The 24,418-nt window shown below is 63.6% G+C and carries 16 protein-coding genes; 5 read left to right on the plus strand and 11 right to left on the minus strand.

Features of this window, described 5'->3' with window-relative positions; translation table 11 throughout:
• Positions 1-17 precede the first annotated feature (17 nt).
• On the plus strand, positions 18-428 hold the full coding sequence (locus EHW12_RS20220) for a VOC family protein (protein ID WP_042923411.1): 411 nt from the start codon (positions 18-20) through the stop codon (positions 426-428).
• A 91-nt stretch (positions 429-519) separates the two neighbouring features.
• On the opposite strand, the gene EHW12_RS20225 is transcribed toward EHW12_RS20220, so the two are convergent.
• Positions 520-1,494, minus strand: coding sequence for a sigma-70 family RNA polymerase sigma factor (locus EHW12_RS20225; RefSeq protein ID WP_003945115.1), 975 nt, complete (start codon positions 1,492-1,494; stop codon positions 520-522).
• Positions 1,495-1,547: 53 nt separating this feature from the next.
• Positions 1,548-2,279, minus strand: a complete 732-nt coding sequence (locus EHW12_RS20230) for a GNAT family N-acetyltransferase (protein WP_125051589.1) — start codon at positions 2,277-2,279, stop codon at positions 1,548-1,550.
• Between the two features lie 215 nt (positions 2,280-2,494).
• Between EHW12_RS20230 and EHW12_RS20235 the strand changes: the two genes are divergently transcribed.
• Together EHW12_RS20235 and EHW12_RS20240 are read left to right on the plus strand one after the other, a co-directional pair.
• Positions 2,495-3,268, plus strand: a complete 774-nt coding sequence (locus EHW12_RS20235; RefSeq protein WP_241199013.1) for a hypothetical protein — start codon at positions 2,495-2,497, stop codon at positions 3,266-3,268.
• A gap of 542 nt (positions 3,269-3,810) precedes the next feature.
• Positions 3,811-9,294, plus strand: a complete 5,484-nt coding sequence (locus EHW12_RS20240) for a carboxyl transferase domain-containing protein (protein ID WP_030536903.1) — start codon at positions 3,811-3,813, stop codon at positions 9,292-9,294.
• 69 nt (positions 9,295-9,363) lie between these two features.
• Here the strand turns inward: EHW12_RS20240 and EHW12_RS20245 are convergent, their stop codons facing one another.
• The 3 genes from EHW12_RS20245 to EHW12_RS20255 are packed head-to-tail and all read right to left on the minus strand — an operon-like array spanning position 9,364 to position 14,185.
• Entirely contained in the window at positions 9,364-9,645 is a 282-nt protein-coding gene (locus EHW12_RS20245; RefSeq protein ID WP_030536904.1) for a hypothetical protein, read from the minus strand.
• Positions 9,646-9,656: 11 nt separating this feature from the next.
• Positions 9,657-13,760 (minus strand): cation-translocating P-type ATPase, encoded by a 4,104-nt coding sequence (locus tag EHW12_RS20250; protein WP_125051593.1) that lies wholly within the window; start codon positions 13,758-13,760, stop codon positions 9,657-9,659.
• Positions 13,760-14,185 (minus strand): hypothetical protein, encoded by a 426-nt coding sequence (locus EHW12_RS20255; protein ID WP_125051595.1) that lies wholly within the window; start codon positions 14,183-14,185, stop codon positions 13,760-13,762. The genes EHW12_RS20250 and EHW12_RS20255 overlap by 1 nt, the downstream gene beginning before the upstream one ends.
• A gap of 183 nt (positions 14,186-14,368) precedes the next feature.
• Between EHW12_RS20255 and EHW12_RS20260 the strand changes: the two genes are divergently transcribed.
• Positions 14,369-15,316: an aldo/keto reductase gene (locus EHW12_RS20260; protein WP_007732210.1), complete on the plus strand. Its 948-nt coding sequence runs from the start codon at positions 14,369-14,371 to the stop codon at positions 15,314-15,316.
• Positions 15,317-15,318: 2 nt separating this feature from the next.
• On the opposite strand, the gene EHW12_RS20265 is transcribed toward EHW12_RS20260, so the two are convergent.
• Positions 15,319-16,089: a hypothetical protein gene (locus EHW12_RS20265; protein WP_003945109.1), complete on the minus strand. Its 771-nt coding sequence runs from the start codon at positions 16,087-16,089 to the stop codon at positions 15,319-15,321.
• Between the two features lie 136 nt (positions 16,090-16,225).
• Entirely contained in the window at positions 16,226-17,437 is a 1,212-nt protein-coding gene (locus EHW12_RS20270) for a hypothetical protein (RefSeq protein WP_003945149.1), read from the minus strand.
• A gap of 104 nt (positions 17,438-17,541) precedes the next feature.
• Here EHW12_RS20270 and EHW12_RS20275 point away from each other — a divergent pair, with 104 nt between their 5' ends.
• On the plus strand, positions 17,542-18,888 hold the full coding sequence (locus EHW12_RS20275; RefSeq protein WP_021344957.1) for a DUF5691 domain-containing protein: 1,347 nt from the start codon (positions 17,542-17,544) through the stop codon (positions 18,886-18,888).
• Positions 18,889-18,946: 58 nt separating this feature from the next.
• On the opposite strand, the gene EHW12_RS20280 is transcribed toward EHW12_RS20275, so the two are convergent.
• From EHW12_RS20280 to EHW12_RS20295, 4 genes are all read right to left on the minus strand, one after another.
• Positions 18,947-20,077 (minus strand): acyl-CoA dehydrogenase family protein, encoded by a 1,131-nt coding sequence (locus EHW12_RS20280; RefSeq protein ID WP_030536908.1) that lies wholly within the window; start codon positions 20,075-20,077, stop codon positions 18,947-18,949.
• Positions 20,078-20,085: 8 nt separating this feature from the next.
• On the minus strand, positions 20,086-21,261 hold the full coding sequence (locus EHW12_RS20285) for an acyl-CoA dehydrogenase family protein (RefSeq protein ID WP_125051597.1): 1,176 nt from the start codon (positions 21,259-21,261) through the stop codon (positions 20,086-20,088).
• Positions 21,262-21,368: 107 nt separating this feature from the next.
• Positions 21,369-21,815, minus strand: a complete 447-nt coding sequence (locus EHW12_RS20290) for a hypothetical protein (RefSeq protein ID WP_007736175.1) — start codon at positions 21,813-21,815, stop codon at positions 21,369-21,371.
• 68 nt (positions 21,816-21,883) lie between these two features.
• Positions 21,884-24,418: an FtsX-like permease family protein gene (locus tag EHW12_RS20295; protein ID WP_058228428.1), complete on the minus strand. Its 2,535-nt coding sequence runs from the start codon at positions 24,416-24,418 to the stop codon at positions 21,884-21,886.

Below are 24,418 nucleotides of genomic sequence, written 5' to 3' on the forward strand. Positions count from 1 at the left end.
AGTTCAAGGAGCACCCAATGTCTCGTCTTCTCTTCGTCAACATGCCGGTCAAGGACGTCGTCGCTACCCGTGCATTCTTCAGTGGCCTCGGTTTCGAGTTCAACGACATGTTCAGTGACGAGAACACTGTCTCGATGATCGTCAGCGATTCCGCCACCGTCATGTTCCTGAACGAACCCCGTTTCGGGGACTTCATCGCCGACGACATCTGCGACACGTCGAAAGCTCGTGAAGCACTGATGTGTGTGTCGGCCGACAGCAGGGAGGAAGTCGACACCTTCGTCGACGCGGCGATTGCTGCCGGCGGCAGCAAGTGGATGGAGCCCCAGGATCACGGCTTCATGTACGGACGCGCATTCCGCGACCTCGACAATCACGTCTGGGAGGTCATGTGGATGGACCCGGCTGCGACTGTTCCCCAGCAGTAACGCACAGCAACAGCAGTAACGAGCAGTCGCGCGGGTCCCTCCATACTGGGGGGCTCGCGCAACTCCTTGCCCCTACAACTCGGCAGGGCCCCTACAGCTCGGCAGGCAATCCGAACCGTGCGAACAGACTCAGATCGAAGAAACACGTCACGTGCGAGATCCCGGACTCGGTGACATCGAGAACGTGCAACTGGAAAGCGCGGTGAACACCATCGGGCTCGCGCATGTAGAGGCCGAACGCCGGCTGACCGTTCGCAGCGGTCGGAAGTAGGCGCATCGCTCCTGGTCCGTCGGCCGGGCATTTGGTTCCGATGAGTTGCCCGATTGCCTCGGGGCCCTGGTACCAACCCTCGAACGGAGGCATCTCCCAGATGGCTTCGCGCGTGAACAGTTCGACGATGGCCTCGACGTCGTAGCTCTCGAAGCTGTGCACGTAGTCGCGAAGCAACTTCCGGGCAGCCTCGGTAGTCGGTTCCACGAGATCGTCCTCGGTGGGTCCGATGTGATTGATCTGCGCGCGAGCCCGCTGCAGCAGGCTGTTTACCGCAGTGGTTGTGGTGTCCAGCGCCTCCGCAACTTCCGACGCCTTCCACTGGAGAACGTCACGTAGAACCAGAACCGCACGTTGGCGCGCGGACAAGTGCTGCAAAGCGGCAACAAGGGCGAGCCTGACCGAATCGCGATTGACGACCATGACGGCCGGATCATTGACGTCGCCCAACGCAGAATCGGCAATCGGTTCCAACCAGGCAATCTCGTTGCGCTCGATCAAATCGTCGGCCGGGTCCGAACTAGGTGCGCCGAGGCCGGTCGGGAGGGGACGCCTCGATCTCCCCTCCAGCGCGGTCAGGCAGGTATTCGTCGCGATGCGGTAGAGCCAGGTCCTGAGAGATGACTGGCCCTTGTAACCGTCGAACCCGCGCCAAGCCCGGATGAACGTCTCCTGGACCTGGTCTTCGGCGTCGTGAATCGACCCCATCATGCGATAGCAGTGCGCCAGCAACTCGCGGCGGTACGGATCGGCAAGAGTGAGGAAATCACTGTCCAACGCCTGATCGACTGTCATTTGTTCAGACTAGTGGCCGAGCGCCCGAAACACAGGCGTCGGCGAGAATTCGATCAGGCAGGCGCCTGCACCGCAGTCAACCTGGATCTCTTCCGGAGAACGAACCCCAGTGATTCGTAGAGTCTGATCGCATTCGTATTCGATTGCACTGCATGGAGAAATGGCAGCTCGCCGCGCTCGCGAATCCCGGCAGCGACGGCACGGATCAGCGTCGTACCCAGGCCTCGACCCCGAAAGTCGCTGTCAGTGCACACCGCACTGATTTCCGTCCATCCCGGAGGGTGCAACCGCTCCCCCGCCATGGCAACAAGTCTTCCGTCGACGCGAATGCCGTAGTAACTGCCCATCTCGACGGTACGAGGAAGAAACGGTCCTGGCTTGGTGCGCTCGATCAATGCCAGAATTTCGGGAACGTCGCCCGTTCCGAGAAGTTCGACCGACGGATCAACGGAGACTTCGAGTGCGGATCCGTCCATCTGCACCGAGCCGAACTGATCCACAACGTGCCACCCTTCCGGCGGGCGGTGATCAAATCCTCGCAAACCTACTGTGCCGCCAGGACCTACGAGTGTGAGTAGGTTCTCCCAGTCCTCGGCGTCCAATTCGGGCGGATGACCGACAAACGGCGCGACCGTCGGGTCGTATCGCGCAACTCTCCCTGCCCAGCGAGCGAATTGCGCATGATGTCCGCGAAGTCCTTGTCGCACAGGATCGTCCAGCGGATGGGTGTCGACATCCGTGTCAACTGTCTCGACAAACGACGCCAGGGTCGCCTCCGTGGTCATCGAACCTCTTCCTGCCCTATTTGCCTGTGATGGAGGCGAACGAACCTCCCCGCCCACCTCTATGACAACGCTAGGAACACTTGCTGTCGTAGTCGCCGGATAGAATCAAGATGATTCTGACCTCGACCTGTATTTCCGGCGTCAATCAGGGCTCGATTGCAGATCTGCACCAGGACATTCGTCGCGACGCCTCACCAACCGGAAGGCTATTTGGCATGAGCAACTCCGACCCGATCAGGTCCGCATTCGACCAGTTGCCCCTGAAGGAGATGGACGCTGCAACGCTGGTCTTCGCCATCGAGAGCGCCGTCGACGAGCTGGCGATCTCGGGTGAAACCCTACGGCTCGCCATGGAGGTCGCTACCCTTGCGCACCTCGATCAGTTCAGAAAGAACGGGATCAAGTCCGACGAGGATCCCTACATCGTTCATCCCCTACGAAATGTATTGCGGCTGCTTCGGTACGGGTGCTCCGATGTCGAGATCCTGAGCGCAACCGCGCTTCACGACACGGTCGAGGACCGACCACACGCCGTCATCGCGCTCCTCGGTGGCCAGACTGCAGACGACATGTCCGCATTCGAAGCGCAAGAACGTGCGTCAACACTCATCGCCTCGCGCTTCGGCCACAGAATCTCCGAACTTGTTGAGGCAGTGACCAATCCAATCGACTACCCACACGACAACACCACCGCCGGATATCAGGATCACGTCATCCGCGCGATAGCGGATCCCGCAGTGTTCCTCGTGAAGTTCAGCGACTTCGTCGACAACGCGGGAAGCGTGAAGTACCTGAACGGGACCGACAGACTGAGACTGGTCACGAAATACGAACCACTCGTGGAGCACTTCAAGCGGACTTCACTTGCTCTCGGCAACGCATTGCACCTCCCTCCCTCAGGACTCGACGCGATCGCAAAGCACATCGCAACCATCGAAGGCGATTTCTCGAATACGGTCCGACCGGACATAAAAAATACTCGCCAGTAGTACCGATCAGTAATAATCGAGCAACCCAGAGAATTCTCCGAATATGCGATTTTGTTACCAGCGAGTATTCACTTTCTTGCCGATTTCATTACCATCGTGATCCGTGTCACAAGTCCGAATTCCATTGCACCGCAATGATTTAACGCCATATGTGTAACCGTGGTTCACGTTGACTAATATTCTTCAATTCGCCCAGGTGACATGAGCGTCGACATACTGCATTCTTAGATAAACCAGGGATTCCCTGGAAGCAGACACAATATGTTGCTGATTCGTGATTGGAGCGGTTCTGAGTCCACGCCTGCAGGGTGGCGCACAAGGCACACAGTGTCTCAGCGCACACAGCGCTTCGGTGCACACAGTGCTTCAGCGCAGGGGACTCGACGAACCGGAAGGGCAATCACTTGCCGACGCGCAACCGGGGGAAACACAGCGCATCGCGGCGTAGTTCACGAACCGGGGAATCCGGGTATGTGGGACACGGTCGGCTCATATCGCAACGTACGTGACGAAGAATCTCATCAAGGACGGTGGCAGTGACAATGTTCAAACGAATCGCAGTGGTCAATCGAGGTGAGGCCGCGGTCCGGCTGATCAGGGCTGTACGCGAACTGAACGCCGAACACGACTACGGCATTCGCGTCATTGCACTGCACACCGAGGCCGAGCGCCGCGCCATGTTCGTCCGCCAGGCCGATGAGGGCGTGACCCTGCGCAGCACCGGCACCGGTAGCCCGTACCTCGACTACGCCGAACTCGAGCGAGCACTGCTCGCAGCCAAGGCCGACGCAGTCTGGGTCGGCTGGGGCTTCGTGGCCGAGGATCCCGCCTTCGCGGAGATCGTCGCGAAACTGGGCATCACGTTCATCGGCCCGAGCGCCGACGCGATGCGCCTGCTCGGCGACAAGGTTGCCGCCAAGATCCTGGCCGAGAAGGTCGGCGTACCGGTCGCCCCGTGGAGCGGCGGACCGGTCGAAACGCGCGCCGACGCTCGTCGTCATGCTCAGTCCATCGGATATCCCCTGATCATCAAGGCCCGAAGCGGCGGCGGCGGACGCGGTATCCGCAAGGTCTGGGCCGAAGACGAACTCGAAGTTGCACTCGAGCGCACGCAGGGCGAAGCAGAGCGGTCCTTCGGCGACCCCGTCGTCTTCCTCGAACGCCTTGTCACCGATGCACGCCACGTCGAGGTACAGGTCATCGCCGACAACCACGGCAATGTCTGGGCTCCGGGCGTTCGCGACTGCTCGATTCAGCGTCGCAACCAGAAGGTCATCGAAGAATCCGCCTCTCCCGTCCTGACCGAAGAACAGTCGGACCACCTCAAGAAGGTGTCCGCCGAACTGGTCAAGGCAGCCGGATACCAGGGCGCAGGCACGGTCGAATACCTCTACCAGCCCGAGAACAAGCTCTTCACGTTCCTCGAGGTCAACACCCGCTTGCAGGTCGAGCACCCGATCACCGAGGTCACCACCGGAATCGACCTCGTCAAACTGCAGATCCTGGTCGCCAGTGGTGACGAATTGGTCGGTGACTGCCCGCCCGCATTCGGCCACGCCGTCGAAGCCCGCCTCAACGCCGAAGACGCCGACAACGATTTCGCGCCGGCACCCGGCACCGTTCAGCTCCTCAAGTTCCCGCTCGGCTCCGGCATCCGGGTCGACACCGGCATCGCTGCCGGGGACGTCATTCCGCCCGACTACGACTCGATGGTCGCGAAGGTCATCGCGTGGGGCCGCAACCGCTCCGAAGCGCTTGCGCGTCTGCGCACCGCCCTTCGTGAAACCACTGTCGTACTCGACGGCGGCACTACCACCAAGTCGTTCCTCCTCGATCTACTCGATCGCGACGAGGTCATCTCGGCATCCGCGGATACCGGCTGGCTCGACCGCACGGGCGCCCTCACCGGCACCACTCGCCGCGCGGACGTCGCGCTGATCGCCACCGCCATCGATGCTTACGACGCCGAGGAGTCCCTCGAGCGTGCGGCCTTCCTCGCCTCGGCACGCGGCGGCCGTCCCCGCGCCAATCACGCGATCGGCCGTACCGTCGAGCTCAACTACCAAGGTCAGGCATACAAACTGACCGTCGGGCGTATCGGCCCGCACCGCTACCGCGTCGACGGAGACGCCGGAGACATCGAGGTCGACGTCGATCGTCTCGGTGACTTCGAGTCACGGCTGGTGATCGGTGATCGCCGCTTCCACGTCGTTTCCGTCGTGAGCCCGGCTCGCTATCTCGTCGAGGTCGACGGCATCAGCCACCAGATCAGCCAGGACGACGCCGGCGTAGTCCGCGCGCCGGCTCCCGCCGTAGTGGTAGCAGTACCGGTCGCGGTCGGCGACGACGTCGAAGCCGGATCCACTCTGGTCGTGCTCGAATCCATGAAGATGGAGACCGCGGTTCGCGCTCCGTATGCGGGCAAAGTGCGTGAGGTTCTCGCTACCGTCAACTCCCAGGTCGATGCCGGCGCACCGCTCCTGCGCGTCGACCAGGTCAGTGAGGAAGCTGTCACGGAGAAGGCTCCGCGAGTCCAATTCGATCTTCCCGCAGCAACTTCCGGGTCCGATACCCGCGCAGATGCATTGGCACAGCTGGAAGCACTGACCGCGATGATCAGTGGCTACGACGTCAGCGGCAAGCACGCAAACGCTGTTCTGGCCGAATACGACGCACTTCGCAGCGCACTCGAATCCGAGGACCGCGAACTGGTCCAGGCAGAACTGGCTGTGCTGACCACCTTCGCCGACATCTGCGAACTCTCGCGCAACAAGCCCACCTCGGGCGAGTCCGCGAAGGACGAGTCCGTCCACAGCCCCCGCGAGCACTTCCACACCTTCCTGCACTCACTCGACTCCGAGCGCGAAGGTTTGCCGGCGTCGTTCCGCACGAGACTCGAACGGGCACTTCGCCACTACGACGTCACCGATCTGGAAGATCGCCAGGCCGTCGAGGAAGCGGTGTACCGACTCTTCCTGGCTCTGCAGCGCATGGAAGCCCAGATCCCGGTCATTGCAGCACTTCTCGAAGGCTGGCTCGTCGGCGACAAGGCTCCCGGTTGCTCGGCGCAGGAGCTCAACGAGGTTCTCGATCGACTCATCGTCGCGACGCAGGTCCGCTACCCCGTCATCGGCGACGTCGCCCGCAACCTTCGCTTCCGGTTCTTCGACGAGCCGCGCATCCGCAAAGTTCGCGAAGACGTCTACGACGGAGTACGCGGCAACCTCGCCTACCTCGAAGAGCAGCCGGACGCTGCAGATTTCGACGAGCGAATCGCCAATCTCGTCGCCACTCCCGAACCGCTCCTGGACCTGTTGGGTCGAAAGATCGGCCTCGGCAACCGCGATGGCGGCCCTCTGCTCGAGGTCATCACGCGTCGCTACTACAAGATTCACTCGTTCGAAGACGTCCGCGTTTTCGAGCACGTCGACCGCCGTTTCGTAACCGGTAACTTCGACCTCAAGGGCGACGGGCTGCATCTGGTCTCGACGGTGGCCGAATTCGACGCTCTCGGTACGGCTCTCGACGACGTCGCCACGATCGCGCAGGATGCTCCATCCGGTCGCGGGCTGGTAGTCGACATCTACCTCGACTGGCCTGATCAGCCCGCCGACGGCGACGCGCTCGTCGAGACGCTGCGCACCGAACTCTCGCGCAACGAGACGATCACACGGTCTCGCCGCGCGACGGTGATCATCTGCAACCCGAACGGGGATCCGGTCCGGTGGGTCACCTTCCGCCCCGTCGACGGCGAACTGGTCGAGGACCACATCATCCGCGACATGCATCCGCTCACGGGTCAGCGTCTGGACATGTGGCGCCTGAAGAACTTCAACGGAAAGCGCCTCCCGGCTCCGGAGAACACCTACCTGTTCCACCTCTCGGCCAAGGAGAATCCGAAGGACGAGCGCCTGATCGCTCTGGCCGAAATCCGCGACGTGACACCGCAACTCGACGACGAAGGTCAGATGGTTGCACTCCCGGCCATCGAGCGCACGCTCGCTGCCTGCCTCGACGGTATCCGTCGTGCGCAGTCCCAGCGCGGCGACAAGCGTCGACTGGCAGCCAACCGCGTCGTGCTGTACGTGTGGCCGGTCGCCGACGTTCCCAGCGAACGCTTCTCCGTGATCGCTCAGAACGCAGCCCGACTGACCGTCGGCGCCGGGCTAGAAGAGATCACACTCATCACCCGCCTGAAGGACCGAAAGGGCGGCGCGCCCAAGGAAGTTGCGCTGCGATTCTCCTACCGCGCAGGTGCCGGTGTGGTCATCAACAAGACCACGCCTCCCACTGAACCGCTGCTCCCCCTCGACGCGTACGCCCAGAAGGTCCAGAGTTCGCGGGCACGCGGCACGGTGTACCCGTACGAGCTGATTCCGCTCCTGACCGGCACCAAGGGCACCTTCGTCGAGCACGACTTCGACGAAGCGGGCGTCCTGTCACCTGTCGAGCGTCCGTACGGTCTCAACAAGGCCGGCATCGTCGTCGGCCTCGTGAACACGCCGACGCCGCGCTATCCCGAGGGAATGACTCGTGTCGCGCTATTCGGTGACCCCACCAAGGCGCTCGGTACCGTCGCCGAGGCCGAATGCTCACGCGTCGTCGCTGCCATCGACCTGGCCGAGAAGTTGAACGCTCCGGTCGAGTGGTTCGCACTGTCCTCCGGTGCCACCATCTCGATGGAGAGCGGCACCGAGAACATGGACTGGGTCTCCCGCGGCCTGCGCCGGATCATCACCTTCACCCAGAACGGCGGCGAGATCAACATCGTCGTCACGGGCATCAACGTCGGCGCTCAGCCCTACTGGAACGCCGAAGCCACCATGTTGATGCACACCAAGGGCATTCTGGTGATGACCCCGGACAGCGCGATGGTGCTGACCGGCAAGCAGTCTCTCGACTACTCCGGTGGTGTGTCGGCCGAGGACAACTTCGGTATCGGTGGTTACGACCGCGTCATGGGCCCCAACGGCCAGGCGCAGTACTGGGCCCCCGACCTCACTGCGGCGTGCGAGATCCTGTTCCGTCACTACGCACACTCGTACCTCGCTCCCGGCGAACGGTTCCCGCGCCGCGCAGCGACGACGGACCCCGTCGATCGCGACGTGCGTAGCTTCCCGCACACCCACCCGTCGAGCGACTTCGAGACGGTCGGCGACATCTTCTCCTCGGCGAAGAACCCGGATCGCAAGAAGCCCTTCGACATTCGCACCGTGATGCGTTCGGTGGTCGACCAGGACCACTCTGTTCTCGAGCGTTGGGCCGACATGGCCGGCGCCGACACCTCGGTCGTCCTGGACGCGCACCTCGCCGGACATCCGGTCACAGTGGTGGGCATCGAATCCCGCGCGATCCCACGTAAGGGGCACTTCCCCGCCGACGGTCCCGACACTTGGACGTCGGGAACGCTGTTCCCGAACTCGTCGAAGAAGACTGCTCGCGCGATCAATGCTGCGAGCGGCAACCGTCCGATCGTGGTGCTGGCCAACCTGTCCGGCTTCGACGGTTCCCCGGAGTCGCTGCGCAACATCCAGCTCGAGTACGGCGCCGAGATCGGCCGCGCCATCGTCAACTTCGACGGACCGATCGTGTTCTGCGTCGTCTCCCGCTACCACGGCGGCGCGTTCGTCGTGTTCTCCGGTGCGCTCAACGACAACATGGAAGTTCTTGCTGTCGAAGGCTCGTTCGCGTCGGTACTCGGCGGCGCCCCCGCCGCCGCAGTGGTCTTCACCCGTGAGGTGAACACACGCACCAACAACGACCCGAAGGTGCAGCAACTGGAGGCAGACTTGGCAGCGGCCAAGGATGACACGGAGAAAGCACATCTGCGCGTAGAACTGAACGCTCAGCGCATCGCCGTCCGCTCCGACAAGCTCGGCGAAGTGGCATCCGAATTCGAAGCGATCCACAACATCCAGCGGGCCCGAGAGGTCGGCTCGGTGGATGAGATCGTCCCTGCCGCAGAACTGCGTCCGCAGATCATCGCAGCAGTCGAACGCGGCATGAAGCGCGCACTCGCGCAGTAAGTTTCTCCGCACGTCGAGCGGTCCCGCGAAATGCGGGGCCGCTCGATTTGTGTCCAGGCAGCGCCTGCGTCAGACGCCCTCGAGCGCCTCTCCGATCTCTTCGAGGACGTGATTGTGCTGCTCTGTTGCGAGCAGATGCCCCGCTGCAATGGTGACTGCCACGGGCCACTCGATGATCTCGAAGGCGACCATCAGTCCCATCACCGCAAAGTAGGCGATCTGCTCGGGTCTCGGAACAGGGATGGCACCGACGATCGGTAGCTCCAACTCGAAGCTCCGTGCCGAACGGACGGATTCGACTACCGCGCGGTGATCGACGGGGTTCGTGTGGTCGACGGTGTTCTGGGACATGTCACGATTCCTCAGGATTCATCTCGGGTCGCCCGGGAGTTCGGCGACGTGTCACTTCCAGCAGCGACGCTCACAAGCGTGTCCGATTCACCGGTTTCCGCTTCTTTGATTTCCACGTCGCTGATTTCCACGCTGTCGCGGGCGCTGACTCCCCCGGTTCGGGAGGTGTACGCAGTGCTCGTTCGCGTCGGGATCTTGCGAATCGTCGACTGACCGTTCGCGTTCTCCTCAGTTGCGGCAATCCGCTCCAACGCCCGCGGGGCCAGCGCCGCGAGCAGCGTCGCCGCCGACGCGCAGCCCACCGCTTGGCCCCAGGCGATGGGACCGAGCGGCGTGCAACCGAGAAATTGGCTCACCACGGGTGTGCTGACGAGCGTCGCCAGCGCCGCAGCGGATCCGGCAACGGTTGCGACCACCAGCGGACTGCGTGATTCGAGCAGCGTCTGCCCCAGTTGGGTGCCCACCAGGGCAACCAACGCCACCGTCGACGCTCGCCGCCTCCTACCGCTCGCCCGGGCCAGAAGCCACGCTGCCAGCGCACCGATTGCCGTGGCACCGCCGCGGACAGCGATCGTCTGCCACAACGCATGAGCGTCCATCTGTTCGGACTTCTCGGATCCGTTCTCGGACGGGGTGCTCACCGCAAGCGCGGCAGCGGGCAAGGCGTCCGTCATCAGATTGACCAGTAGCAACTGCCTTGCGTTGAGCGGTGATTCGCCGGACAACGCAGAACCGATCAGCGCGAATGCGACTTCACCCGCGTTGCCTCCGAGCAAAACCCCTACCGCTGATCTGACCCGCCGCCACAATTGACTGCCCTCGTCCAATGCGTCGGTCAGTCCGCCGACACGGCCGTCGAGGAGCACGATGTCTGCGGCGCCGCGCGCCGGATCACTGTCGGTCGACGCCACCCCGATTCCCACGCTGGAAACTCGGATCGCCGCAGCATCGTTCGCGCCGTCACCGACCATGGCGCACACCCGCCCGTCGGTCTCCAACGCTTGCACGATCTCGACCTTCTGCTCGGGTGTCACGCGCGCAAAGACGCTGCTGCCGCGGACCGCATCCCGTCTTTCGGCGCGAGAGAAGTTCTCCCAGTCAGGACCGGTGACAACATCCTCGCGTGCGACGTCCAACCCCAGTTCGGTGGCGACCGCGGCCGCTGTTGTCGGATGATCCCCGGTCAGCACGCGCACTTGCCGTCCGTCGCCTCGAAGTTCTCGAACAAGTTGCGTTGCTTCGGGTCTGAGCGTGTCCGAGAGTCCGAGAAGGCCGACCGCTTCCAACCCCTCGGAGCAACACTGTTCGAGAAATTGCGAGTCTTCGCCTGCGCGTCGCGCGTCGTGTTCCGACAACTCGCGCTGGGCGACGGCAACCACCCGCAGTCCGCGTCCGGCCATGCTTTGAACGTGCTTCGCCGACACAGCATTCGCATCTCGTCCTGCTTCGGTCACGAATTCCGGCGAACCTTTGAGTGCGATCCGCCTGCCGAGCAAAGCTGCCGAGTACGGCCGCCCCGACCTGAACGGAACGAGATTGTTCGCCTCGACGTCACCGAAAACCGAAGCATCGTCCAGAGCTTGCTGGGCTGCATCGACGACGGCAGCATCCGTCGAATGAAACACGCGATCGTCGCGACTTCCCAGGGCACTGCGCGCCGCAACTTCCAGAATCTCGCTTTCGTCCCAGCCGTCGACGCGTTCGACCGCGGCCACCCGTAGCTTGTTCTCGCTGAGGGTTCCGGTCTTGTCGAAGCAGACCACGTCGACACGACCGAGCGCTTCTATCGATCGTGGCGCACGAACCAACACTCCTGCTGCAGTGAGCCTTCGCGCTGCGGCCTGCTGAGCCAGAGTGGCAACCAGAGGCAGCCCCTCCGGCACGGCAGCCACAGCCACGGCCACACCTCCGGTGACGGCGCGGCGCAGACCGGTACCACGAAGCAGACCCGCGACTGTCACCAACGCCCCACCGCCGATACTGGCCGGCAGGGTCGCCCTCGTGAGTTCGCGAAGTCTGTTGGTCAGGCCCACAGCAGGTCCGGATCGGGACACACCGACATCGGCACGCCTGGTCACCGTTCGGGCTCCGATGGCCGTGACCACGCCACGACCAGATCCGGCAAGCACTGTTGTCCCTGCGTAGGCCATGCACCGTCGCTCGGCCAGTGGCATCCCAGGGGTCGGGTCGGTCTGCTTGTCGACGGGCAGGGACTCTCCCGTCAACGACGACTCGTCGACTTCCAGTGATTCGACGCTCAACAGGCGACAATCTGCGGGCACGATGTCCCCGGACTCGATTGCCACGACGTCACCGAGTTCGAGCGCGTCGGCCGCTGTCTCGACCGTGCCGTCGTTGGTTACTCGCCGAGCTACCGGTTCCTGAGTCCGCAAGAGCCGCTGCACCGCCCGCTCCGAATGAAGCCGTTGAACAGCGGACATCGCGGCATTGCCGACCAAGACCGAGCCGACCAGGACGGCGTCTACCGGTGAACCGAGGACTGCACTGGCAGCGGAGCCGGTCGCCAACACAGGCGTCAGTGGATCCGCCAATTCTGTTCGCAACGCCGACAATCCGTCACGGATCAACCTGAACCGTGCGGGCGCTCGCACACGAGCTTCCGCACGGTGCGGTGTATGTCGGATGGATTCGGATAGTTCGCGAACGACAGCATCACCGTCCATCTCATGCCAGGTATCGCTCGGAGTACCGACAGGGACGGGCGCTTCAATCACAGATCGGGACAAGGTGTATCCGGTCCACAGTCCCGCGGCCGAACCAGCTGTGATCGGCCCCGGCCCAGCCCCTCGAACTCCCGGAAGCATGATCAAGGCACCCAATGCCGAAGAACCTGAGGAGAGTTCGACACCGCGCCTCGTCGCTGTTCGAGCAGCCGGGAGCGCATGGACAACCCGCCACGCCCCGGCCAAGTCGGTGTGGATGTCGGCACTCACGTGCTCGCCACTCGGTGGTGAAATCCCGATGCGTAGCACTGCCTGTCCCGATATCGCCCTACTCGACACGATCGCAACTGTCCGACCCTCGGCCACCAACGCCGAGAGAGCCTCGCGCAGGCCGGCTTCGGCAGTCGATTGCGCCGGATAGAGCTCGTCGAATCCACTTCGCAGTGATCCGAGCCCGTCGTCGTCGATCGTGACGGCTGCGACCCCGGCCGCACGTATTTCGCCTATCAGTGTTTCCGCCAGACCTTTTCGCACGGGTCGCACGACCACTTCGGCGCCGCCGATGCGGTGCCTTCCCACTCCGACAGTTCCGTCGTTCAGAGCTTTCCTGGCTTGTTCCCACACTGCGACGCGATCCGACTCGGCCACCTCTCGTATGTCGGAAACCCGGAGCGAGTCGTCGAAGAGGACGCTCGGATCGACGAGGACGGTGTCAATACGATCGAGCATGCGTAGAGCCGCAGAGTCCGAAACGGCGGTGTGGTGCGTCCGACACAGACCGTATGACACACCAGCAGCGAATGATTCGCGCGACATCCGAAGCGGCCGCGGCGCCGAAACCTTGATACTCGTCGCGACGGTGTCACCGCCGGCGGACACGGTAGCCAGTGCAGCCCCGGCCGCCAGCTGAACCCCAGCGATCCTGTCGGCATAACGCTCCCCCGGACCACTCGGGTCAGGCCTCGTGGAAGCACCGCGACCGCCAGGTTCGAATGACCACACCCGCCGAGAGTTTCGCGCCGCCAGAGTTTCGCGCAGCAGCATCGTCCGCAGCCCGAAATCCACGCCCAATGACGCAGGCGCATAGGTCAGAACATCCGCGAACGACGTCGCCGACTCCAATGCGAAGTCGGTGAGCGAACGGCCAAGGCGCTGTTCGATTCGCCGACGCACCCGGGGTTGATAATTGATCGCCGACGCGGCCGCCGAGACATAGGCGGAACCTGGGATTCGCGGGGCACCGAATATCGATCCCGCTGCTGCAGGAATCATCCCCACACCCGCCAACGCGAGGGTGCCGGTCCGCAACGCCACGTCACTGACAGCGGTTCGCGGAATCGTCGAACCGCCCACCAACGCGAGTCCCGACAACGCCAGGCGCGGCGGCAAAGTTGCCACCGACACCGCACGCCGGGCCATCGCTGAGAACATCAGTGAGTGGATCGAGTGTGCGAAGAACTGTGAGTTCGATCCTGTGACCGGCCGGCCGCCTTGTGGGAGTTTCCGCTCGGTTCCTTCTTTACCTGTTCCGGCTTGCTCGTGCGGCCAACCGCCTTGACCTGGCGATCCGGCCGACCGCTCTTGCGATCCCATTCGTGGAGTACCAGGGCCGTGCCGCCGACTGCCAAGAGCACCGGCCATTCCACCAATCCCGCCGCACCCACGGCCGCCATCGTGAGAACCGCCGTCGGCGTCGAGGAACTACCCGCACGAATTCCGTCTCGGACACCCTCCGCCGATCCACGTATCCCGCCCGTCACTCCACCGATCACTCCACCGCCGACGGCTCCGGCCACCGTCGTCGTTGCGTCTGCCACACCACGAACGACGCGGGTGGCTTCGTCCACAATCATCATCGGACGCTCCTATCAGCAGTCCATCGAAGAATTCAGTATTTGAGGCCATACCCAACACGGACGGCGGCAATCACGATCCGATACATTTTTCGGCGAACCTGGCGAGGGCGCGCCATCGCCAGCGCCGTGAGAGGGTACGGTGCGGGATGCAGCGACCACCTTCATCGACGGGAGTTCCACACAGTGGCGATCATCGGAAATTCGGATCTCGACATCTTCCGACTCAGCTTGGGCGGCAACCCTTTCGGATGGACCGCGGACGAGAAGACGTCCTTCGAGATCCTCGACTCGTTCGCCGAAGCCGGTGCAAATTTCATCGACACCTCCGACTCGTACACGGCGTCGGCTCCCGGCAATTCCGGTGGGGAATCCGAAACGATCATCGGGAAATGGATCACCGATCGGGGACTGCAGAACGACATCGTCGTCGCCACCAAGGTGGGTAGCCATCCCGATTTCAAGGGCCTGAAGGCCGACAACATCGCGGCCGCAGCTGAGGCGTCGCTGCAGCGCCTGCAGACGGACTGCATCGATCTGTACTACGCGCATTTCGACGACCCGCAGACTCCGCTCGAGGAAACTCTCGAAGCCTTCAATGCGTTGGTCGTCGCGGGCAAGGTTCGCTATCTCGGAATCTCCAACTACAGCCCCGATCGCGTCCGGGAGTGGCTGCGAATCACCGAAGAGAACGGTTACGCCGCGCCGATCGCCCTGCAACCGCACTACAACCTGGTTCACCGCAAGTCGTACGAACCCGAACTTGCCCAGATCGCCACCGACAACAACATCAGCGTCTTCCCGTACTTCGCTCTCGCTTCCGGCTTCCTGACCGGAAAATACAAGACCCGCGCGGACATCGAAGGCAGCTCCCGCGAACGACTGACCGCCGGATACTTCAGCGACGCCGGACTCGACGTCGTCGCGGAACTGGCGACAATCGCGCAGGCACACGACAGCGAGATCTCGACCGTCGCGCTGGCCTGGCTGCTGACTCGACCAGGCATCACCGCACCGATCGCGAGCGTCAGCCGGCCCGAGCAGCTCCCGGCGCTACTGGACGCCCCGAATCTGGTGCTCTCGTCGAACGAACTGGACACGCTCGAACGGGTGTCGGCGGCAGTCGGAGCCTGAGATCAGGCAGTTTTGAGATGAGCGCCGAGGGCCGTGTTGTTGATCGTCCAGAACGACCAACCGTCATGGCTCTCGGTGTCGCCTGAGATGTGACCGGTGACGGCATTTGCGGCCGCGGTCGGATCAGGGAATCGGCGGCCTTCCATCGGTCCGCGCATGATCTCGACGACCTCGGTGGTTTCGTCGAAGCGCCCGACCCAGCGATATCCGTGGCAATCGGCTGTCATCTCGAGGCGATTGTCGACGACTTCGATCTCCTCGACACCGCTGGCGCGACGCTTCTTCGCGGCGACTGGCGACGTCTTACGCTTGGTCGCAACCGGGGTCTCGACGTAAATGCTCGGATCCTTGACCGCGGCCAAGCCCAGCGCATCCCAACGATCGTGACCGTGCACGACGCGCCCACGCGGAATCGCGTGATGGCCGGTGCGATTACGTCCGGGGCTGTCCATGATCCACAGGTCGACCTCGGCACGGATGTCGTCGGCGACCTCGTTGGAGGGCAACATGTAGAACTCGTGCGGATCTGCTGCCAGATCGACGAACACCCAGAACTCGGAGCGGGTGTCGTCACTCTCGAGCGACTCGTCCTGACGCCTGGCCTGCCAGTCACCGTCGAGCTTGGAACGCACGCGGACGATTCGGCTGACACCGTCAGCGCCCGTCACCTCGACGGGATTACGACGTGAGTGCGTGAGACGGACAGCCTTGCCCCCACGCTGCGTAGCTTCGGAAATGAACGCATTGATGCCGCGGCTTGCGGTGTCTTCCATGATCGACCTGTCTCGAGCGGGTACGCCCGCATCACCGGATCGGCATCGGGGTCGAGCATTGAGCGAAATCCCGGCCTTTACTTCGATCGTGTGGCCGGTCAGTACCCCCGACCTTACAGCTCCGGCGACGGCCTGACTACGGCGCCCGACGCTCGTTCCCAGAGGTCAGCAGTGCAATGTCCCCGTAAAGCGCCGCCCGGTGAGCGAACATCAGCTCTTCCACACCGTCGAATTGATCCCCGACGTAGTGCGTGTTTGCAGCCGAAAGTTCACGTGAGCCGGAGCGCGCAAGTAGGTCGTCGATCCGGCTGTCGAGGCTCGCTGCATGCGCAACCGCGCGCTGCGAACTCAACTGATCCTCGGCCCGTGCGACCAGGTCACCGATCCGCGCGAGGGCCGCCACGCGCTCGACCAGCTGGTCCCAGACCGCGCCGAGCGCTTCCCTGCGCGAAGCGATTCCGGCTCGGGTTCCCTCGTCGCGTGCCAGTGCAGCCGCGTCGTCCAACTCCGCAAGAATCGAACGCAGCGCGACGGTGTCGACCGCGATCTGGGTGATCTCGTCGGCCAGGTCGAGTTGGTTGCGTTGAATGACGAAGTGGTCGGAATGCCACGCGCTGGAGCTTTCGATCCGGTCGAACAGATTCCCGGCGAGGTAAAGCAAGGCGTCGTACTCACCGGCGCGTCCCTCGGGTTCTGAATCGACCAGTCCGTCGAGGACTTCCGCGATGCGCCTTCCGGCATCGGCGATGACACCGGTTCCCTGGACCTTCCCGAACTGGGCGGCGAGTTTGTCGAGTGCTGCGTTTCCACTGCTGGCCACGACACCGAGCCCCACCGGCAGCTTGGCTGGAACCGGTGTACGGGTGAGCCCGGCAAAGAGAGCCTCGCGTTGCTCGACGTCGAGATGCAGGCCGTCGCGCCGGTCCTTGCGGATGGCACGGACACTGCTCGCGAAGTGACGATTGGAATGCACGATCGCCGACCGCATCGACTGAACGCGCTTCTCGAGCGCCTGCACCCGTCGTTCGAGGACAACCTGAACAGGGCCGATGCGAGTCGCGAGCAGTCGACGTCTGGTGCGGGCCAGCTCGTCGGTGAGATACCGCAACTCCGAGAAGCCGCCGATCTCCGGGAACGAACGTCCGACACTGCGCCGGTTCGCCAGGATCGACCGCGTCGACTCGTCCGCATAGCCGCCGGCGATCAGCAGCGCGACATCATCGGACAACTCCGGCCGGTTCGACTCGACTGTCCCCGCCGCACACCACTCCCTCACTCGGGTGGAGATGAGCGTTCGCCGTTCGGTCACCGACGCCACGACAAAGACGTCATCAGTTCCGTCTGTCATCTCACGCCTCCTTGTGGTCGCCGGTTACCACTGTTCCAGAATCTGCCGACACGCGCCCGACCCCTGCGACCCAGCTCGACGCACACCTGCCATACCGTAGGCGGGTGACCTCCCTGCGATCAGACGCGCACGCAGGTCACTCGCGCGCATCGAAGACTGATCCAGCAGTTCAACCGCTGCTTCCCGACCTCGCGATCGAACAACTTCAGTCCTTGTTGCAGGTTCGTTCCTGGACTCTCGCGGAATGGTTCGCGATGGCCGACCAACGCGGATTCCTCGCGCCCGCTGCCAGCGTTCCGCTCTTCATGGAAGCCGCGCTGAAGTATCCCGAGCACCGCGAGGCGCTACTTCGCCTCGCCGGTCGACGCGGGCAGTACCTGGCGGAGCAGAACCCGGATTGGGCCCAGCTACGACGAATCGGATCACGCCGGGACGAGCTGTGGCTTTCGCCCGATCCGGACGACCGTACGGCCTGGTTCGATTACATACGTACGGTCGACCCGGAACTGGCGAGCGAAGAGCTCGAGATCGCTTGGGACGACGAGGCCACGGCAAGCCGGCTGCACTTCCTCGACCATCTCGACGTCGGGCTGGGTGAACACGACTACGCGCTCCTCGAGCGTGCACTCGACGATCCAGCCGTGCGGGTCCGTGAGCGTGCAATTCAACTACTACGGCAACTCCCCCGATCTCCGTTTGCCTCTCGAATGGTCACTCGGGCTCGGTCCTGGGTGCGGCTCGAGACGAAGCCCTTGCGGCCGCGCCTTGCCGTCCGATTGCCCGGCTCGCTCGACGACCTCGCATTTCGTGACGGCATCGAAGACGTCCACTACAAGAACAAGGGCATCCGGCGCTGGTGGTTACGGCAAGTCGTGACCGCCACTCCGCTGACGCTGTGGGAATCTATGGCCGGTTCGCCACGCGAGGCCCTCACCATCCCCATCGAGAAGCAATGGCGCGCAGTGATGATCGAATCATGGACTGCTGCAACCGTTCTCCAGAAGAACACCGCGTGGGCGTCGGCATTTCTGGAGCGGGACGGGCGCACGACCGACCGGAGAATCGTCGCCATCGCGGACCCACGCGAGCGCGTCGAGTACATCGTTGCCGGCCACGCGGACGAGTACCTTCTGGGCGTCGACGGCAGCGCACTACTCGACGGCATCGACCGCCCATGGCCCCTGGCCGTCGCCGAAAAGTTGTTGAACGCCTTGGAGAACGAAGCGATGGAGCATGCTGCGACGGGTGAGGACTTGGGCATCCACTCGCGTCACAGTCACTTTTCCACCCTGCGAAGCGTGCAGGCGCGCTTCCCTTTCGACGCCGTACCGCTTCTGCAGGACGCGGCGGCCCGAACGAGTGACCCCGGGTGGCAACACGCATTCACCGACAGCGCCGTCAACATCGAGCAGCGCCGACTCCGCTTGGACGTCCTGCGCAATCACCGCTGAACGACGAAGGGGCCGCATCCTTGGAACGGAATGCGGCCCCTTCGTCGTTCGTGAAAGATCAGACCACGCTGACCATCTCGTGATCAGCCACACCGGCGGCCAACACCCGAAGGTGATCTTCGGTGCTGCCGAGGGTGTGCTCGATGGCGACGAGTCGGCTCACGTAGTGCCCCACCGGGTACTCTGCGGTCATACCGATACCACCATGCATCTGGATCGCCTCCTGGCCGATGAGCCGAGCCGAACGCCCGATCTGCAACTTCACCCGCGAAGCGATCACTGGATCGACGACGCCGTCGGCAAGGGACATCGTTGCGTACAGACTCATGCTGCGTGCCAACTCGAGCGAGACGTACAGGTCGGCGGCGCGGTGTGTCAGTGTCTGGAACTTTGCGAGGGGAACCCCGAATTGCTTACGCGTCTTGAGGTATTCGGTGGTCAGGCGTAGCGCCTCTTCCATCGCTCCGACAGCCTCGGCGCACAGCGCGGCCTGCTCACGGATCTGCGCGGCCTGGATCAGAGCAGTAGCGTCACCGCCCTCACCGAGTGCTTCGGCCGGCGTATCGGTGAACTCGATCTGCGCCCCGCGCAACCCGTCGTGAGTGGCGTAGGACTTGCGTACCAAACCGGAGGCATCGCTCTTGACGAGGAACAGTCCGACGCCACCGCCGGGGAGCGCAGCGCTCACGACCAAGATGTCCGCCGTCGCGCCGTGGCCGACGGGATTCTTGATACCGGTGATGGTCCAGCCGCCGTCGACCTGGGCCGCCGCGGTGGCCCGTTCGGTTGCCGGCCAACGGATTCCGGGTTCCTGGTCGGCGAACGCGAGGAACGTGGTGCCCTCGGCCACTCCGGGAAGAATCGACGAACGCTGCTCTGCACTGCCACCTTCGGAGATGAGGCCGCCCGGCGTCACGACCGCGTCGAGTAGCGGCTCGGGTGCCAAGCGTCGACCGATCTCGGTCATGACCGCGCCGATTTCCACTGGGCCGGCGTCCATGCCGCCGTCGTCCTCGGAGAATGTCAGGCCGAGCAAGCCGACCTCGGCCAACTGCTTCCAGACCTGCGGGCTCCACCCGGGATCGGAGTCGATGATCGCGTTGCGCTTCTCGGCGTCGTAGCTACGCGCGAGGAGATCCTTGGTGGTGTCGCGGAGAAGTTTTTGTTCGTCGTTGAGTTCGAAGTCCATGCCACGCCTCACAATCCGAGGATCGAGGAGGCGATGATGCTGCGCTGCACTTCGCTCGATCCGCTGTAGATGGATACCTTGCGGTAGTTCAAGTACGTCGGGGCAGTGTGCTGCGCCCAGCTCGCGGAGGCGATGTCGCTGCCCGCGTCGTACGGCAGTGAATCAGGGCCGGCCACGTCCATCAGCAGTTCGACGCTCGCCTGCTGCAATTCGGAGCCACGAAGCTTGAGCAGCGACGACGCCGGGTTCGGCTGGCCGTCAGCGGAACTGGCTACCACCCGGAGCTGAGTGAGCTCGAGGGCAAGCAATTCGTTTTCGAGTTCGGCGAGACGAGCAGCGAAGAGCGGATCTTCGAGCAGTGTTCCGTTGCCGACCTTGACCTCGGCAGCGCGGGCCTTGGCCTGGGCCAGACGAACCTTCGAGAACCCGACGCGGGTGACACCGGTTCGCTCGTTGCCGAGCAGGAACTTGGCGTAGCCCCAGCCCTGGTTCTCTTCACCGACCAGGTTCTCTCCCGGAACGCGGACGTCCTCGAAGAACACTTCGTTGACCTCGTAGCCGCCGTCGATCAGCTTGATCGGGCGGACCGTGACGCCAGGCGTCTTCAGATCGACAAGGATGAACGAGATGCCGGCCTGACGCTTGGGCGCATCGGGATTGGTGCGCACGAGGCAGAAAATCCAGTCGGCGTACTGTCCCAGCGTCGTCCACGTCTTCTGGCCGTTGATGACCCAGTCGTCTCCGTCGCGGACCGCGCGAGTCTTGAGCGAAGCGAGATCGGAACCGGCCTCGGGTTCGGAGAATCCCTGGCACCACCAGATGTCGAGGTTCGCAGTCGCCGGAAGGAACTTCTCCTTCTGCTCCTGCGAGCCGAAGGCCGCGATGACCGGACCGACCATGTTGGCGTTGAACGCCAACGGTTCGGGAACCGACGCAAGCTGCAGTTCGTCGAGCCAGATGTTGTGCTGGACCGGGGTCCAGTCCTTGCCGCCCCACTCGACCGGCCAGTGCGGTACCGCCAGACCGTCAGCGTTGAGGATCTGCTGCGCCTCGACCATACGGTCGCGCCCCAACTCCTCGCCGTGGGCGTACGCCTCCCTGATGTCCGCGGGGATTTGCGTACGGAAGAACGTCCGCATCTCGTCGCGGAACGCTAGTTCCTCGTCGGTCAATGCCAGGTTCATCGGGATTCCTTCGCACTCGAAACCGGATTCATGTTCGGTTCGACCGTACCCCGACAGCTATGGAGGCGGAACAGGTACCGCAAAAGACGGCACTCGGGGCCGACCTCCTACACGGTTTTCAGGACCAACAGGTAACCCCCGCCCGCGGCGTCGATGCTTGTTTCGACATTCAACGCGGGAGCCAGACGCGACAACCGATCGATCAGCCAATCCGACGCTTCCTGGGCGTCGTCCTTGCCGGGGCAGCGAGCGACGGCGACGCGGCCACCCTTTCGCTCGAGCTGCTCCACGACCCCGATGATCGGGGCGGGATCCACGACGAACAGCCGATCCGGCCATTCCACAACAGGTTTGACCGCACCCTTCTTGGTGTTGCATGCGCGGTGCGCCAAGCGTTCGACGCCACCTTTGGTCTTGCCACCCTTTTTTGCGGTGTTGATGCTGTCGATACTCGGGCCGCGCGGATCATTGACGGACATGTCGGGATCGACCGGTTCATCACACAGCCAGCAGCGCCAGGATTCACGTTCGCCGACTTCTTGAAGGGTGCTCATGTGGCAACGGTACCGTGCGCACTTTCGGCTGTTACCGCTACCAAAAGTGCGCACGGGGGCCGAAGGCCCTACATGTCTGCAATCGCCTCCAGCGGCTTTGTCTTGGCCGCTCGGTTGGCCGGCCACAGCGCCGCCAAGACACCCACCACACCCGAGCCGATCAGCATTCCGACCACCTGACCCCACGGGATCGTGATCTTGTCGAGGCCCTGATCCGCGAGAGTGCTCACGAAGGCCCAACCGAACGCGATGCCGAGAACAACTCCGACCGCCGCGCCGTACACCGCGATGAGCACCGACTCGAGGTAGATCGTGCGTCGCATCTGTCCGCGCTGCATGCCGACAGCACGCAGCATTCCGATTTCTCGTCGCCGCTCGACCACCGACAGTGCCAGGGTGTTGATGATGCCCAGGATTGCGATCACGACCGCGAGTGCAAGCAGTCCGTAGAGGATCGCCAACAACGTGTTGATCTGCTGGCCCTGAGTTCCCTTGAACTCCTCACGATCCTGCACCTGGACGACGACGTACTTCTCCGTGGCCGTTTCGAGCTCGGATCGCAGCGTTGTCAGATCCGCGCCAGGCTTCGCCTTCACCAGAACCACGAAGTCCGGCAGACTCTCGGCCGGCATCAGCTTCCTGTACGCCTCGTCCGAGACGATCCACGAGCCGATCAGCTGGTTGTCCTCGAACACTCCCGCGACGACCGTCTGGTACTCGACGCCGCCGGGACCGGTCAACGTCTGGGTCGAGCCCACAGTCCAGCCCTTGTCGTCCGCAGTCGACTTCGAGACGAGCATGTTGTTGCCGGTCAGATCGACCGTGCCCTCGAGGATCTTGTATTCGAGCACGCCTTCGATCGGGCCGTCGAACGAAGCGCCCTGCTCGTCATCACCGTCGACCTTCGCACGCACTCCGTGCAACGACGTTGCGCTCTGCACGTCGGGCACTTGTCGGACCGCGTCGGCCGCACCTCGCGGCACGCCGATCGCGTTGGGACCGGTCAGGATGTAGTCGGCCGAAACACCCACGTCGACAAGAGCATTGATGCTCGCCTTGGCTGAGGAACCGAACACTCCGATGACCGTCACCAGCATCAGACCGAGAGTCAACGCGAATGCCGTTGCGGCCGTGCGACGGGGATTGCGCACCGCATTGGTACGGGCCAATCGCCCGATGGCACCGAACGGCTTGGCGAACACGGCACCGAGCGCGCCGACGATCGGCCGCGACAGCGCGGGAGCCCCGAGAAGCACCGCGATGATCAACGAGAACGCACCGAGCCCGACGATCAGCGCCGCGCCACCACCGGTACCGCGAGAGCCGAACACGAGCAGTGCCACACCGATCACGCCGAGAATCGCACCGATCAACGTCCGCACTCGCAGTGAGTCGCCGGTGGAGGCGAACTCCTCACGCATGGCCGCCACCGGCGGGATCTTCGACGCACGACGAGCCGGGGCGTAAGCGCTGAGCGTCGTGACGACGACGCCGACCACCAACGCGACGATGATCGTGCGGGCACCCACCTGGAGCGGGCCTTCCGGCAGACCGACGTCGAATGTGTTGAGGAGACTGCGCAATCCGTAGGCGAGACCGATACCGCCGAGCAGACCGATGATGCTGCCGATGAGTCCGACCACGAGCGCCTCGGTGACCACCGAACGGCCGACCTGCGCTCGGCTCGCACCGATCGCGCGCAGCAGCGCCAGCTCACGAAGACGCTGCGCCACGATCATCGAGAAGGTGTTGTAGATGATGAACGTTCCGACGAGTAGAGCAATCGCGCCGAACGCCAACAGGAAGTAGTTGATGAAGCTCAGCGCCGAGTCGACCTCGGCCTTGGTCTCCTCACGAACCTGGTCGCCGGTCTGCACCTTGAGATCGGGGAAAACCTGCTCGACGCGTTGCTGCAGTTCCGTCTGCGACACCCCGTCGCCCGCGACGTCGATGTACTCGACGTGTTGGCCGTCGGTGAAGAGTCCACGGGCCTGCTCGTCGGTGAAGAGCGCGCCGATGAACCCGCCGGTGTCACTGCCCGCCCCCTCGTAGATGCCGGACAACGTCACGTCCACGATTCCGCGGGCCGGTGCCAGAACCTTGGCGGAGTCCCCCACCTTCAGTCCGGCTCGCTCGGCGGCGCTGGTGTTCAGCGCGACCTGACCGGTCTGCGTCGGAGGCGCGCCCTCGACGAAGGTGTCGGGTTCGGCAATCGCCTGGCCCGGCGGTAGGTAGGACTGCCCGATACTCGGCGCGCCGCCGGTCTGAACAGCGCCGCCGTCTGCGTTGATCAGGACGATCTGTCCGCTGACAGCCGGCGCCACCGCTCGGACACCGTCGACTGCGGCAAGTTTGTCGACATCCTCGACCGGAACGCCACTGGTGTTGCGCTCTTCCATCGATACCCGGACGTCGACGCCCTGGGCGGTGTTCTCGAAGATCGAATCGAAAGTCTTCTGGAGGGTGTCGGTGAAAACGAACGACCCCGCGACAAAAGCCGTGCCGAGCACCACGGAGAGAACCGTCAGCGCAAGTCGCACCTTGTGTGCCGCCAAGTTGCGCAGGGAAACCTTGCGCATCGGCGAGTTACTTACCGAAGCCAT

Source organism: Rhodococcus sp. NJ-530, assembly GCF_003860625.1.
Taxonomy (GTDB): Bacteria; Actinomycetota; Actinomycetes; order Mycobacteriales; family Mycobacteriaceae; genus Rhodococcus_F; species Rhodococcus_F qingshengii.

What these genes read in the sequence shown, in the direction of transcription:
- EHW12_RS20270 (WP_003945149.1), bottom strand. Translation starts at nt 17,437, where the DNA reads ATGACAGACGGAACTGATGACGTCTTTGTCGTGGCGTCGGTGACCGAA.
- EHW12_RS20265 (WP_003945109.1), bottom strand. Translation starts at nt 16,089, where the DNA reads ATGGAAGACACCGCAAGCCGCGGCATCAATGCGTTCATTTCCGAAGCT.
- EHW12_RS20295 (WP_058228428.1), bottom strand. Translation starts at nt 24,418, where the DNA reads ATGGCTTCGGTAAGTAACTCGCCGATGCGCAAGGTTTCCCTGCGCAAC.
- EHW12_RS20255 (WP_125051595.1), bottom strand. Translation starts at nt 14,185, where the DNA reads ATGATGATTGTGGACGAAGCCACCCGCGTCGTTCGTGGTGTGGCAGAC.
- EHW12_RS20225 (WP_003945115.1), bottom strand. Translation starts at nt 1,494, where the DNA reads ATGACAGTCGATCAGGCGTTGGACAGTGATTTCCTCACTCTTGCCGAT.
- EHW12_RS20280 (WP_030536908.1), bottom strand. Translation starts at nt 20,077, where the DNA reads ATGGACTTCGAACTCAACGACGAACAAAAACTTCTCCGCGACACCACC.
- EHW12_RS20240 (WP_030536903.1), top strand. Translation starts at nt 3,811, where the DNA reads ATGTTCAAACGAATCGCAGTGGTCAATCGAGGTGAGGCCGCGGTCCGG.
- EHW12_RS20220 (WP_042923411.1), top strand. Translation starts at nt 18, where the DNA reads ATGTCTCGTCTTCTCTTCGTCAACATGCCGGTCAAGGACGTCGTCGCT.
- EHW12_RS20290 (WP_007736175.1), bottom strand. Translation starts at nt 21,815, where the DNA reads ATGAGCACCCTTCAAGAAGTCGGCGAACGTGAATCCTGGCGCTGCTGG.
- EHW12_RS20230 (WP_125051589.1), bottom strand. Translation starts at nt 2,279, where the DNA reads ATGACCACGGAGGCGACCCTGGCGTCGTTTGTCGAGACAGTTGACACG.
- EHW12_RS20245 (WP_030536904.1), bottom strand. Translation starts at nt 9,645, where the DNA reads ATGTCCCAGAACACCGTCGACCACACGAACCCCGTCGATCACCGCGCG.
- EHW12_RS20235 (WP_241199013.1), top strand. Translation starts at nt 2,495, where the DNA reads ATGAGCAACTCCGACCCGATCAGGTCCGCATTCGACCAGTTGCCCCTG.
- EHW12_RS20285 (WP_125051597.1), bottom strand. Translation starts at nt 21,261, where the DNA reads ATGAACCTGGCATTGACCGACGAGGAACTAGCGTTCCGCGACGAGATG.
- EHW12_RS20250 (WP_125051593.1), bottom strand. Translation starts at nt 13,760, where the DNA reads ATGTTCTCAGCGATGGCCCGGCGTGCGGTGTCGGTGGCAACTTTGCCG.